The sequence below is a fragment of the Pedobacter sp. Hv1 genome (genome assembly GCF_001412215.1).
In the GTDB taxonomy this organism is placed as follows: domain Bacteria; phylum Bacteroidota; class Bacteroidia; order Sphingobacteriales; family Sphingobacteriaceae; genus Pedobacter.
The window spans coordinates 387,977-401,817 of the sequence record NZ_LLWP01000005.1 but is presented as its reverse complement, the minus strand read 5'-3'; the positions used below and the strand labels follow the sequence as shown (position 1 = coordinate 401,817).

Annotated in this window: 13 protein-coding genes; 8 read left to right on the top strand and 5 right to left on the bottom strand. The window is 38.8% G+C overall.

All coding sequences use genetic code 11. The annotated features are described in order from the left end of the window. Nucleotides 1–3 precede the first annotated feature (3 nt). Entirely contained in the window at nucleotides 4–873 is an 870-nt protein-coding gene (locus AQF98_RS13285; protein WP_055132434.1) for an aldose 1-epimerase family protein, read from the top strand. Nucleotides 874–942: 69 nt separating this feature from the next. Here AQF98_RS13285 and AQF98_RS13280 read toward each other — a convergent pair whose 3' ends face one another. Beyond that, nucleotides 943–1,986 (bottom strand): NAD(P)-dependent alcohol dehydrogenase, encoded by a 1,044-nt coding sequence (locus AQF98_RS13280; RefSeq protein ID WP_055132433.1) that lies wholly within the window; start codon nucleotides 1,984–1,986, stop codon nucleotides 943–945. A gap of 146 nt (nucleotides 1,987–2,132) precedes the next feature. Here AQF98_RS13280 and AQF98_RS13275 point away from each other — a divergent pair, with 146 nt between their 5' ends. Next, entirely contained in the window at nucleotides 2,133–4,511 is a 2,379-nt protein-coding gene (locus AQF98_RS13275) for a phosphocholine-specific phospholipase C (RefSeq protein WP_055132432.1), read from the top strand. A gap of 217 nt (nucleotides 4,512–4,728) precedes the next feature. After that, entirely contained in the window at nucleotides 4,729–5,211 is a 483-nt protein-coding gene (locus AQF98_RS13270) for a GNAT family N-acetyltransferase (protein ID WP_055132563.1), read from the top strand. 376 nt (nucleotides 5,212–5,587) lie between these two features. On the opposite strand, the gene AQF98_RS13265 is transcribed toward AQF98_RS13270, so the two are convergent. Further along, complete coding sequence (locus AQF98_RS13265; protein WP_055132431.1) at nucleotides 5,588–6,838, bottom strand: DUF2130 domain-containing protein; 1,251 nt, start codon at nucleotides 6,836–6,838, stop codon at nucleotides 5,588–5,590. 107 nt (nucleotides 6,839–6,945) lie between these two features. Between AQF98_RS13265 and AQF98_RS13260 the strand changes: the two genes are divergently transcribed. The 4 genes from AQF98_RS13260 to AQF98_RS13245 all read left to right on the top strand — a co-directional run bounded on the left by AQF98_RS13260 (nucleotide 6,946) and on the right by AQF98_RS13245 (nucleotide 11,154). After that, nucleotides 6,946–8,169 carry an MFS transporter gene (locus AQF98_RS13260; protein ID WP_055132430.1) on the top strand — a complete coding sequence of 408 codons (1,224 nt, stop codon included), beginning with the start codon at nucleotides 6,946–6,948 and terminating at the stop codon, nucleotides 8,167–8,169. Between the two features lie 65 nt (nucleotides 8,170–8,234). After that, entirely contained in the window at nucleotides 8,235–8,606 is a 372-nt protein-coding gene (locus AQF98_RS13255; RefSeq protein ID WP_055132429.1) for a response regulator transcription factor, read from the top strand. 318 nt (nucleotides 8,607–8,924) lie between these two features. Then, on the top strand, nucleotides 8,925–9,506 hold the full coding sequence (locus tag AQF98_RS13250) for a pentapeptide repeat-containing protein (protein ID WP_055132428.1): 582 nt from the start codon (nucleotides 8,925–8,927) through the stop codon (nucleotides 9,504–9,506). Between the two features lie 64 nt (nucleotides 9,507–9,570). Next, a complete protein-coding gene (locus AQF98_RS13245) occupies nucleotides 9,571–11,154 on the top strand; it encodes a S8 family peptidase (protein ID WP_055132427.1) in 1,584 nt (527 codons plus the stop codon). A 47-nt stretch (nucleotides 11,155–11,201) separates the two neighbouring features. On the opposite strand, the gene AQF98_RS13240 is transcribed toward AQF98_RS13245, so the two are convergent. Then, the gene (locus tag AQF98_RS13240) at nucleotides 11,202–11,507 is read right to left on the bottom strand and encodes a hypothetical protein (RefSeq protein WP_055132426.1); all 306 of its coding nucleotides are present in this window, start codon (nucleotides 11,505–11,507) and stop codon (nucleotides 11,202–11,204) included. Nucleotides 11,508–11,516: 9 nt separating this feature from the next. Continuing rightward, nucleotides 11,517–12,233 (bottom strand): pirin family protein, encoded by a 717-nt coding sequence (locus tag AQF98_RS13235; RefSeq protein WP_055132425.1) that lies wholly within the window; start codon nucleotides 12,231–12,233, stop codon nucleotides 11,517–11,519. Between the two features lie 163 nt (nucleotides 12,234–12,396). On the opposite strand from AQF98_RS13235, the gene AQF98_RS13230 reads away from it, so the two are divergent. Next, on the top strand, nucleotides 12,397–13,539 hold the full coding sequence (locus tag AQF98_RS13230) for a putative sensor domain DACNV-containing protein (RefSeq protein ID WP_055132424.1): 1,143 nt from the start codon (nucleotides 12,397–12,399) through the stop codon (nucleotides 13,537–13,539). A gap of 27 nt (nucleotides 13,540–13,566) precedes the next feature. Here the strand turns inward: AQF98_RS13230 and AQF98_RS22225 are convergent, their stop codons facing one another. Next, entirely contained in the window at nucleotides 13,567–13,722 is a 156-nt protein-coding gene (locus AQF98_RS22225) for a hypothetical protein (RefSeq protein WP_200911877.1), read from the bottom strand. Nucleotides 13,723–13,841: the final 119 nt, after the last annotated feature.

The following is a 13,841-nucleotide window of genomic DNA, read 5'->3' as shown; positions in this document are numbered from 1 at the left end:
CTCATGACGGTCTCCATCGAAAATGAGCATATAAAAGCAACCTTTAATACAAAGGGGGCCGAATTACAATATATAACAGGTGTACACAGTGGTGCCGAATTTCTTTGGAGTGGAGATGCAGATTATTGGGGTAAATTTAGTCCAGTTTTATTCCCTGTTATTGGTGCTTTAAAAGACAATACTTACGAGTATGAAAACCAGACCTATCATTTGCCTAGGCATGGTTTTGCCCGCGACCTAGAGTTTAAAATTGAGCAAATTGCAGAGCATGAAGTTCTTTTTACGCTTACACATACCGATGAGACATTAAAGAATTATCCTTTTGAATTTAATTTGGGCCTCCGCTATAAAATGTTTGGAGCCAGTGTTTGCTGCACTTATGAGGTTACAAATCCTGCAGATAAAGAACTGTTGTTTTCTATCGGAGGACATCCCGCATTTGCGGCACCATTAAATAAAGAAGGTGTTTATACCGATTATTATTTGCAGTTCAACAATGATGAAGAATTAACCTACCATCATATTGTAGATAACCTGGTTTCGGATGAAATGACTACTGTAAAATTAACTGAAAAGAAATTAGCATTGAAACATGAACTGTTTTATGATGATGCACTAGTTTTTAAAAATCTAAAAAGCGACAGCATTTCTTTAATGAACACTAAAAATTACAATGGTCTCAATTTCAAATTCAAAGATTTTCCTTATTTTGGGATATGGGCAGCCAAAGATGCTCCTTTTATTTGTCTGGAGCCTTGGTGTGGCATTGCCGATTCGATGCAGCATAACCAACAACTGAAAGATAAAGAAGGCATTATTGCACTTGCCCCAAAAAGCAACTGGCAACGTACTTGGCAGGTTACCTGTTTTTAAAAAGAAAATGAGTTTAACATTGTGAATTTCTAAAATCCACAATGTTAAACCCAAATATTTCTCTTGTACTTATATCGATTCCATGTCGATCACAAAACGATAGTGAACATCACCAGTTAAGGTACGTTCAAAAGCCTCATTGATCTGGTCCATTTTAATCAATTCAATGTCTGCACTAATGTTATGTTCTGCACAATAGTCGAGCATTTCTTGTGTTTCTTTAATGCCACCTACTAAAGATCCAACCAAACTTCTGCGGCCAAAAATCAAGTTTACTGCACTCACTTCTGAAGGCGTTGGCGGTACGCCCAATAGTACCATTACACCATTGGTACGCAATAAAGCCAAGTATTCATTGTAATCGTGTTGTGCAGAAACCGTATCGATAATGAAATCGAAGGTATTGGCCAAAGCTTTCATATTTGCCTTTTCGGTAGTAAGTGCAAAATGATGAGCACCTAAGGCTGTTGCGTCTTTCTCTTTCTCTGGCGAACGGCTTAACATGGTTACCTCAGCTCCCATAGACGAAGCAATTTTAACAGCCATGTGTCCTAAGCCACCTAAACCCACAACGGCAACTTTATGGCCTTTTTTAACTCCCCAATGTTTCAACGGCGAATACGTTGTAATACCTGCACATAAAAGAGGCGCTACATTTGCTAATGGTAGTTTGTCTGAAACACTCAGTACAAAGCCTTGGGTAACTACAATATGGCTAGAATAGCCACCATAAGAGATAGTCTTCCTGTCTTGCGAGTATGAATTATAAGTTTGAGTATGCCCATTTTCACAGTATTGTTCTTGATGGTCTTTACAATTATTGCAATGGCCACATGAATCTACAAAACAGCCAACACCAACGGTATCGCCCACCTTGAATTTACTCACGCTACTTCCAACTCGGGTTACCTTGCCCACAATCTCATGGCCAGGTACCACTGGATACATCGTTCCGCCCCATTCGTTACGGGCAGTATGAATATCAGAATGGCAAACCCCACTATATAAAATCTTGATTTCAACGTCATCGGCTCCAGGCTCGCGACGATCTAATTTGAATGGCCCAAGAGGCTGATCTGCCTTATGCGCTGCATATGCTTTTACTTCACTCATCAGTATTGTTTTTTAGTTAAGATAAACAAACTTAGGTGTTGAAAGTTTCAATTCAAATCTGCATTTTGTCATAAAATTTAATACAGATTGTTTTTAATTCAATAGGCTACACTGTACATTTGAACAGCCCTAATTTTAAAACTAAAATGGATTCAAGAAGAGATTTTATTAAGAAAGCCACGCTGTTGTCTGGCGCCTTTGGTTTGCCCAATGTAATTCCGATGTCTATTCAAAAAGCAATGGCCATTAATGCAGATCCTGGCACCACTTTCTATGATGCAGAGCATGTTGTTTTTTTAATGCAAGAGAATCGTTCTTTCGACCATATGTTTGGTAAAATGAGAGGGGTGAGGGGTTTTAACGATCCAAGAGCCAAGATTTTGCCCAATCAGAACAAGGTCTGGCTCCAGAATGATGATAAAGGCAATACTTACGCCCCGTTTCATGTTGATATCAATAAAACCAAAATTACCTGGCAAGGCGGTTTGCCACACTCGTGGTCTGATCAGGTTGCCGCAAGAAATAAAGGGAAATATGACAAATGGGTACCTGTAAAATCTTTAATGAGCTTGGGTTATTACAAAAGAGAGGATATTCCTTTTTATTATGCCATGGCCGATGCTTTTACCGTTTGCGACCATAACTTCTGCTCGTCATTAACGGGTACTACGCCAAATAGGTTATTCTTTTGGACAGGAACTATCCGCCCCGAACAATCAGCAAATTCAGTGCCTGTGGTTAACAATTCTCAGGCCGAATCGCAAGACAATGTTTTTGTAGATTGGCAGACTTTTCCGGAGATCTTAGAAGACAATGGCGTATCGTGGAAAGTTTACCAGAATGAGTTATGGACCTCAAAACTGCCTGAAGGCGAAGTAGACGATTGGTTGGGCAACTATGGCGATAATCCATTAGAATACGTGAAAAGGCATCATGTAAAACTATCAGCCTATTTTCGCCAAAATGGAGACCAGACCAGTTATCCACCATTAAGTGCCGAAGAAGTTTTGGCTAAATACAATCAGCTTTCAGCAAGAGAAAAAAACCTAATCAATAAGGCTTTTACAACTAATATTGAGAATGCAGATTATTTAAAATTGGCGTCTTTTACTTTCACAAACGATCAAGGAAAAGAAGAAACGTTGAATATCCCGAAAGAAGACATCTTTGAACAATTTAGAAAAGATGTAGACAATGGAAAATTACCTACTGTTTCTTGGTTGGTAGCACCACAAAGATTCTCAGACCATACCAGCTCACCTTTGTATGGAACTTGGTATGTTTCGGAGGCCATAGATATCTTAACCAAAAACCCAGCAGTCTGGAAAAAGACAATCTTCATTTTAACATACGATGAGAATGATGGTTATTTTGATCATATCCCACCTTTTGTACCCCCTAAACCCAATGATCCTTCAACAGGTAAAGTAAGTAAAGGTTTAGAGCCTTGGGTAGATTATGAGTTTAAAAAAGATAGTCCAATTGGATTAGGTTATCGTGTGCCTATGTTAATTGCTTCGCCCTGGAGCAAAGGTGGTTATGTAAACTCGCAGGTATTTGACCATACTTCTTCCCTCATGTTCTTAGAGAATTTTTTAAGTAGAAAAACAGGGAAGAAGATAAAAAGTGAAGTGATTAGCCCTTGGCGAAGAGCGATCTGTGGCGATTTAACATCCGTATTTAGGCCGTATAATGGTGAGGAATTGCAAACGCCAGAAAGGTTAAAAAAGGAGAAGGTAATTACGGGAATACAAAATGCAAAATCGAAACCAGCACAAGTAACACCTACAGCACTATCTAAAACAGATATAGATCAAATCAATACTTATTTGCCTTTTTCAAAAGAGGCATCAACGTTTGCTGCAGTTCAAGAAAAAGGAACAAGGTTGGCTTGTGCCTTACCTTACCGATTAGCAGTAGATGCTGTTTTAAATGCAGAGAAAACAGCACTGCAATTGAATTTCGCTGCTGCCAAAACCGCCTTTGGTCAGAAAATGGAATCTGCAGGTGCAGCTTTTAATGTATATACCACTAGCAAGTATAAAAAAGAAGCTGGAAAAACTTGGGCCTATGCCGTAAATGCTGGAGACAATTTAACTGATAACTGGGAAATTGCACAATTTGAAAATGGACAATACGATTTAACTGTAAATGGACCAAATGGGTTTTTCCGACAGTTTAAAGGAAGTGCCGCTGGTCCTGCAATTGAAATGTTAAGTGTTGATGAGCAAAGTGGATTGCTAAAGAAACCGACAGGTAACTTGCAACTAATTCTAGAAAACAAAGAGCACACTACTTTAGAGGTGCTCATCAAAGACGAAGCTTATCAAGCCAATTCAAAATCTATTAAAGTAGCTGCAAATAGCAAAAAGATAGTTACCCTTAACCTGCAAAAAAGTAAAGGTTGGTACGATTTGATCATTACTGTAGTAGGTCATCAAAACTTTTTGAAACATTATGCTGGACACGTAGAAACTGGAGCAGAGTCAATTAGTGATCCTTTTATGGGAGGAATGATCGGGTAAGTTGATTTTTGCAGATCCGATAGTGAAGTTAGTCTTTTACCTGCTGTTGGCGAGACACCAACAGGAGCTTTACTAACCACTACGACAACAAGGTCGCAAAGTTTTGTTACCACAGAGGCACAAAAGCCACAAAGTTTTGGTTGATCCATTTTCGCATCCATTGGCGTCCTCGCCAATGGATTTAAGAGTTGAGCTAGATTTTCGTTATTTTTGCCAAATGCAAGCAATCTTAAGACCCATTCAACAAAGCGACGATCTTGAACTTGGCCAGCTTATTAAAAGTGTTTTAGCCGAATATAAAGCGAATAAACCCGGCACTGCCTATTTTGATGAAAGTACCGACCATTTATCTGATGTGTTTGAAGAAAGCAACTCAGCTTACTGGGTATTGGAAGAAAATGGTAAAATAATTGGAGGTGCAGGAGTTTTTCCTACAGCAGGTTTACCTAATGGCACCTGTGAGTTGATTAAACTTTATCTTTATCCAGAGGCACGTGGAAGAGGTTTTGGGAAAATTTTAATGGAAAAATGTTTTGAGAGTGCTAAAAAATTAGGCTACCAAAAGATGTATCTAGAAACCATGCCCGAACTGAACCAGGCTGTAAACATGTACGAAAAATTGGGGTTTGAAAAGCTTACTGGTGCCTTAGGTAATTCTGGGCATTTTGGTTGTGATATCTGGATGTTAAAGCAGTTATAGGTTGCTTTTTCAAACATTAAGAAATTAAGTTTAAGATTATACTGTCTGTTTTCTATGTTGTCTGTTGGCGAGGACGCCAACATGAGCAAATGACTTTTAACATTAAGAAATTAAGTTTTTAAGTGCTATCTGTTGGCTTCCTTGCCAACAGATTACAATATATTGTCGCCCTTAGCTTTCTAAGATGGTTAAATGGTAAAAAAACTAGTCGAACAACTAGTCGTCGTTGTCTTAGCTTGTTGCTTAATTTTTAAACATTAAGAAATTAAGTTTGAGTACGCTGTCTGTTGGCGTCCTCGCCAACAGAAGTAGGTAAAATCAATTTATTCTTAGCTGCCCTTGACTTTCTTAAAGTGATTCATATTAGGCTTAAAACCTAATCCAACAACAAGTCATCGTCGTCTTCGCCCAAGCTCAACTGGATATTGTCATTACCGGAAATGCCTTCAATTGAACCTCTAATGTGGGCTGCATTTAACAATACTTTTTCCAATTGTTTTTCACGGCTTTTCCATAACCTTTCCATGGCATCACGCTCACGTTGAATAGATAGTTTCATGCTCATAAAACCTTCACGAATGGCTTTCCACTGCTCAGAAAACTCGTTGCCATTGAGGTAATCGTAAAGCATGTGCATTTTATCACCCTTGTTCTCCTGAGATTTGGTGGCGCCAAATAATTTAATGATCCCATCTCTCAAAATGTAAGAAACAGCTTTTACTTCATCAAAAGAGCAAATCCATACCCCATCCTTTTCTCCAAAACAATCCATGCCTTTAGGGTAAGCTTGGGTAACAATTACGGCTACATCAACCCCCATACTGCGCATGTCTTTTTTCAACTTCTCTATCCATTCCATAGAAAAATCTTTGGTGCGCTTGCTTTCATAAATAATCCGACCACACTCTTGGCCAAACTGGTTGCGCACATTGTGTACACAGTCTGCTCCTCTTACCCCTTTGCCAACTTCTTCAATCAAATCGAATGGAAAGGTGTTGCGCAACAATTCTTCCAAAATTAATTCTTGTACTTCTCCCTGCAATTGCATAGAGCCTTGTTCGGCTTTACGCTTCATTTCTTCAGCCAGTTTTTTCTGGTCGTCTAACTGTTTCTCAAGTTCCTTAACCCGCAATTGGTGCTCGGTTTCTTTAAGGCTATTTTTTTCTAGTTCTTGTTTGCGAACTTGTACTACCAATTCTTCTCGCTGCTCTTGTAATTTGCGTTGAACGTTCAATTCCAGCTCTGCCTCTCGGGTTTTAATTTCCTGTTCCTTTTTCAAGAATTCAATTTCCTTACCCCGAGCCAGTTTTAGTTTTTCTTCATTTTCTTTATTGGCATCGTCGAGCATTTTCAATTTATTCTCAAAATCAGCACTGATCGTTTTACGCAAATTTTCAGCCATCGAAGCTTGAAGTGCATTTTTTTCTTGCACCAGTTTTTGCTCAAAAGCCAATTCCTGCTGTTTCTTTTGTTGCTCAAATACTTCTGCCTTTTTCAGAAATTCTTCCTCTTTTTGCTTGGTAAAAGAAACCATTTTCTCTCTCAGATCCTGTTTGTATTCTTCTGCCATTACCTCTTCAATTGGAAAAGCATGGTTGCAATTAGGGCATTTTATTTCTGTTGACATGTGTTGCGGTTTGGTAGTCCAAATTTTTTGGAGGGACTCAAAAATACGGAAATTATAGATAGGATTTTACAGCCGAATGTCTATTTTTGATCGTCAATCCCAACCCCATGTTCCAACAAATTATTCAGGCCTATAAAACCTCTTTTTCGGGTTTAAGTAAGGAAACTTGGCTTTTAAGTATCGTTATTTTAGTTAACCGTTGTGGTTACATGGCGGTTCCATTTATGGGTTTGTATGTGACAAAATCTTTACATCGCCCGGCTTCAGATGCAGGGATCATTATTTCCTTGTTTGGGGTAGGCTCTATCTTAGGGGCAACCGCTGGTGGTAAGCTTACAGACATGTTTGGCTTTAGGCCGGTACAGATTTTTTCTTCACTTATTGGCGGTTTATTTTTCTTAGTGTTTTCGCAGGTTAGTCATTTTAATACTCTATGTGTGTTGGCGGTACTGATCAGTTTTTTTTGTGATGCTTTTCGCCCTGCTAACTTTACGGCCATTGCTGCTTATGCTGCCGAAGGAAAAGAGACACGTTCTTATTCTTTAAACCGTTTAGCCACCAACATTGGTTGGGCAGTGGGGATTAGTATTGGGGGCATCATCGCCTCCTTCAATTATCAGCTGTTGTTTATTGTAGATGGGGTAGTGAGCATCCTGGTAGCCTTTGCCATTTTTATGTTTTTGCCTGCCGTTAAAGGATTCAGAAAAGCGGTAGCGGCCAAGCTTGAAGGGATAATTGTTCGCAAACCATGGCAAGATCCTTTGTTTATCAAATTTTTGTTGTTGACCACCGTTTTTGCTACCTGTTTCTTTTTAATGTTTAGGGTGGTACCGGTATTTTTTAAGGAAGTTTGGCATTTAGACGAAGCCCTGATCGGAATGGTGTTAGGCGTAAATGGGGTAATTATTGCACTGTTCGAAATGGTGATGATCAGTAAGATCGAGAACAAACGTTCGCCAGTATTTTACATCGTAACCGGTGTTTTAATTGTAGGTCTTTCATTTGCCACCTTAATGCTGCCTAAATTTTTGCCTGTGGTGGTGGCACTAATCAGTGTAACCTGTTTCACTTTTGGCGAAATGTTTGCCATTCCATTTGTCAATACTTTTGTGATTAAAAGAAGCAATGAGTTTAACCGAGGGCAATATGCAGCTGGTTATACAGTGGCCTGGTCAATTGCCCAAGTGGTTGGCCCAACAGGCGGTTTCTATTTGGCAGAAAAATTGGGTTACAGCCCACTTTGGATCTGTATTGTGGTGTTGTTATTGTTCTGTGCCTATGGCTACAGCACCCTCAACCTTAGCGAAGATCAAACACCAGTTTCGAGCTGATTTATTTTTGAAAAAAAATTAAGGTTGGTACCAAACAATAACATCGTTTTTTTGTTCTCCTCAATATGAAGAAACGGATACACATTTTAGAAGATGATAAAGACATCGGTTACATTATCGAGTTTTTATTAAAAGATGAAGGGTACGATTTGCAGCTATCATCGACCCTTAAAGAAATGAAAAGCAAACTAAAAGATTCAATCCCCGATCTTTTTATTTTAGACGTGATGTTGCCCGATGGCAATGGCATTGAAATTTGCCACGATCTAAAAAACGATCTTTTCACCAAACACATTCCTGTTATTGTAATGTCTGCCAATGTGAGGAGCAAACAGATGAGCGAAATGGCTACACCAGACGACTACATTAGCAAGCCATTTGACCTAGACGATATTGAAAACAGAATCAAAAAATTATTAACCAAAAAAGCAGCCTAAATACAAGGGCTTATCGTGTAAAGTGCTCAGGTAATCGGTCAATTTTATTGTCGATCAGTTGAACATTTGCTACAATAAGCCCTTCTTTACATCTATTCTTTTTTATAAAAGGGGTGTGTCAAATCGCTAGTAAATCAAAGTCAGTAAGGCTTAGGTAAGTACAGTCCCGCCATCCACTACAAGCCCTCATGCTTCGGGGCTTTTCATTGCTGTCGGGTTTATACCACCACATTTTGTGACTTCTATTCCATTTACTTTTCTCGAATCTAAGACTTAATTTCTGCTTAATTTGTTAATTTGCGCTTCATAATTATAGCCATGTCAACAGAAGAAAGTTTATACTACGCCGATCAAGTATTTGAAAAAGTTTCATTGCCAACAAAAGGAAGAAAAGATACCCAATTTGATGAATGCACCTTTAAAAACTGTGACCTAACAGACGCAGATTTTTATGGTTGCAATTTTACCAAATGTACTTTTGAGAACTGCAACCTAAGCATGGTCAAGTTTGGCCCTATAGGATTTGATAAAGTACAATTTAACGATTGTAAAATGGTAGGGGCCGATTTCTCGCATGCCAAAGATTTTCTTTTTGGTGTAGATTTTACCAATTGCATATTAGATTATGCAGCCTTCATGAAAAAGAAAAATAAAAAAAGCCATTTTAAAAACTGCTCTTTAAAAGGTGCCGATTTTTCTGAAGCAGACCTTACATCTGCTGTTTTTGAACGTTGCGATCTGAGTACCGCTGTATTTATGCAGAGCATTTTAAATGGAGCCAACTTTACCACTTCTTATAACTTTACCATAGACCCTGAAAAAAATCAATTGCGCAAAGCAAAATTCTCAGCCGATGGTTTAATAGGGCTATTGACAAATTATGGCATTGTTGTTGAATAAGGGTACTGATATAAATAACAATAAAAACGGAAGCAAACCGTTTTCTTACGTCTAAAACTTTGATATGAATTACAATTTTTTTAAAAGATCAGCTGCCTTATTGCTAGTAGCTTTATTTCCGCTCTTCTCATCGGCACAGCAAAAACCAAACTGGCAGAATCTCGATCTTAAAACAGATTCTGTTTTCGGTATCAGTACTGAAAAAGCTTATAAAGATTTACTAAAAGGAAAGAAATCGACCCCAGTTTTAGTTGCCGTATTAGATGGTGGAGTAGATTTAAACCACGAAGACCTCAAACGCATTATCTGGGTAAATAAAAAAGAAATTGCAGGTAATGGGATAGACGATGATAAGAATGGTTATGCAGACGATATCAATGGTTGGAATTTTTTGGGTGGAAAAACAGGTTCTATTGAATTTGAGAGCCTAGAATTAACGCGTTTGGTACGTAGGGATGATGCCCGTTTTGCAGGACTAACCGCAAGCACGGTAGCTGCAAAAGACAAAGCCGATTACGAAACTTTTTTGATCAACCGTACAGAATTAGAAAAAAGATTGGGTACAGCTAAAAGTGATTTACAAGGTGTAAGTGGCTTTAAATATGTTTTGGATGGCGTAGTGAAAAAAATTGGGAAACCTAACCCAACCCTTGCAGATTTTGAAGCTTTTAAGCCACAAGGACAGCAAGAAGATAGAATGAAAGCTGCCATGCTTGATATTTTAAAAGAAACAGATTTCAAGTCATTTTATGAGGGCGAAATCGAGGCAGGATACAAACAAGCCTATGAGATGGTTAACTATAACCTCAATTTAGATTACGACCCTCGTGCTATAGTTGGTGATGATCCGAACAATAGCAAAGAACGGTTTTATGGTAATAACGACATTAAAGGGCCTGATGCTTTACATGGTTCTCACGTATCAGGTATTATCGGTGCCGACCGTACCAATAATATTGGGATAAAAGGTGTAGCAGATAATGTTTTGATTATGGGTGTACGCAATACCCCAAATGGAGATGAACGCGATAAAGATGTAGCCAATGCCATTAGATATGCTGCTGATAATGGAGCAAAGGTGTTGAACATGAGTTTCGGTAAAGATTATTCGCCAGATAAAGCAGTGGTAGATGAGGCAGTAAAATATGCTGTAAGTAAAGATGTATTGTTAATTCATGCTGCAGGTAACGATAATAAGGATATTGATGTTGAACCTAATTTTCCTTCTAAAACCTATTTAGATGGAGGTGTGGCTAGCTCGTGGATTACTGTAGGTGCATCGAGCTCAATTGATGGAGATAATCTAAAAGCACCTTTTTCTAATTATGGCAAAACAGCTGTTGATGTTTTTGCGCCAGGGGTGCGTATCCATTCTACAGTGCCAGATAATAAATATATTGACGAAGATGGAACCAGTATGGCCGCACCGGTAGTAACAGGTTTGGCTGCTTTGATTCGTTCTTATTATCCAAAATTAACTGCTGTGCAGGTAAAGGAGATCATCTTAAAATCGGTTACCAAAGTGAACCACAATATCAGTAATTTAAAAGGTGCAGATACGGTGAGTATTCCTTTCGCAGACCTTTGCGTTAGTGGTGGAATTGTAAATGCATACAATGCTTTAAAATTAGCAGAAACCTATAAATAGATTTGGCCAAAAAATAAAAAGCTCCCAATTTTTATTGGGAGCTTTTTTTATGAAGTAGCTAGTGCCTGATAGATTTCTGCAAACAACAGTCCACTACCACCGCCATAGTGTTTAACTACAGGCAGTTTTGGCCTCAGTATTGCAATTTGTTGTTTCAGTGCTACTTCTTCATCTTCCCCAAGTCCTGCACCAATTAACAAAAGGCCAAAATCTTTTTCCAAACAAATGGAAGTTGCTTCTTTTACCGAATAGCTAAGCGTGGCCACCCATTGACCTTCTTTATTGATCAACCTTTCTATGGTGGCTAAAATTGGCTTGTTGGTGCCAACAATCAGAATTTCTATTACTTGCATCGCCTTCAATTAAAATTCCATCGGAACTTCCATCAATAAAAATTCAGCATCTGTAATTGCTTTTACCGCAAACGAATCTGTCTCCCAAATTCCAAAACCATCACGGGTCTCTAAAACTTGACCATTAACCTCTACTTCTCCTTTAAGTACAAAGATGTAAACGCCATTGCCTTTTTTGTGCAATTGATAGGTTTTGCTGGTTTCAGCATCAAACTTCGCCAGATTGAACCAAGCATCTTGATAAATCCATACCCCTGCATCATCTGCATTTGGTGATAAGATCTGTACAAATTCATTTTTTTGCTCAGTTGCATCCAATAAAATCTGGTCATATCTCGGTGTTACATTTCTTTTATTTGGAAACAACCAGATCTGTAAAAACTTGGCAGGTTTACTCGCATCCGGATTATATTCTGAGTGATAGATTCCAGTTCCGGCACTCATCACCTGTATCTCGCCAGCTTTAATGGTGGCGGTGTTGCCCATGCTATCTTTATGTTGTAGTTCTCCTTCTAACGGAATAGAGATAATTTCCATGTTGTCATGAGGGTGCTCGCCAAAGCCCATGCCTCCGGTAACAATGTCGTCGTTTAAAACTCTTAATGCCCCAAAATTAATTCGCTCTGGATTGTAATATCCAGCAAAGCTGAAACTCTGGTAACTTTTTAACCAGCCATGATCTGCCACCCCTCGGGTGTTGGCTTTGTGTACTACTGTCTGTGCCATAAATGTAATAATTTATTGATACAAAGATAGGCTCCTTTCTTATGCTGGTTATTGATGTAGGATAAGTAATGTTTTTCGAGCTGTTAAAAATAATAAAGTCGAAAAAATGTAAACAGTGCATGCGATGCAACAAACTAAAAACAGAAAAACTTAACTTAGTAAAATGGTGAACCGAGCAACATACCAAGCCGCTAAGTTGGTGGCTCAAAAAATAGAATCGCATTTTGCTAAACATTTAGCAGAAGCCAATGCCAAGGGCGAAGTAGATTTGGCTCCACAGCCACCTGCAAGGGTAGTTGAGGCTATTTTAGATGCTGCTTTTTGGTCTAGCTTACGTAAGGAAGAAGGTCATTCGCCTAAAATATCTATTGCTTTTTTACCACCAGAGCAGGCAGGTAAACCCTTACTCTTTAACCAAACCTTACCTTTAAATGCCAATGTTTTAACCAAGCTTGCTCCGGGTGTTGAACGTGGAGGTATCCATATTGGGGTGTGGCACGATGGGTATAATCTCCATATTTGGGGAACTACCTTAAATATTCCTAACTATTGTTTTGTAGTAGATGTTTCGGAGCCAGGCTTATTGGTCATCAAACACCGTCGGATTTATGGTTTTGGTAAGTATACCAATGTGGCTGTGCTTAAAGGCGATCAGATTAAAATTGTAGAAGAAAAAAGTGCGGCAAGTGCCGATTGCCCTACTATGTTGTTGTCTTTGTTAGACCTCACTGCACATTCTTATTGGAATGATTCGGCCAATATTCTAATTCAATTGGCGGTATCTATGCGTGCACATGGTAGAGGCGGAGCAGTATTGGTAGTGCCACATGGTACCAAAGATTGGGAGCAATCAGTTATCCACCCCATTAGTTATGCCTTAACTCCAGCCTTTAAAGGGCTAGCAGATTTGGTAAGGAAGGATAGACCAGATGCAAGTGAAATTTTTTGGCAAAGCGCCTTAAAAAGAGAAGTAGATCATTTGGCTGGATTAACGGCTATAGATGGTGCAACCATCATTACTGATGAATACGAACTTTTGGCCTTTGGCGCTAAAACCGGAAGGGCAAATAGCAGTGCACACATTCAAGAATTGTCTTTTTCTGAACCCATTACTGGAGGGGATGCCAAAGTGATCCATCCAGCAAAAACTGGAGGTACCAGACACCTTTCGGCAGCACAGTTTATTTTTGATCAAAGAAATGCATTGGCTTTAGTTGCCTCACAAGATGGGCATTTTACCATTTACAGTTGGTCGCCAACCTTAAATATGGTGCAGGCGCATCGTATTGATACTTTATTATTGTAAGCTATTTATCCGTAAAACCAGCTAGATCTAAGCAAAAATGATGGCTGTTGTAATGGCAATAAGCAGTAAAATCAACATCACTATACGATCTGCATTTACCCTGTCTTTGTGTGATACTGGGCTAACTACTTTTCCTTCTTTATGCCTTGCATAAGTATAAGGGCTGTGCAATTTAATAATCATAGGTAGATGTATAAGATAGATGTTATAACTTATACAAATCTTAAGCCAATGAGCATTAGTGTGTTAAAATGTTGAAAAAAATGATTTGCACCCTATTTTTAAAAGTACGGCGTGTTTTA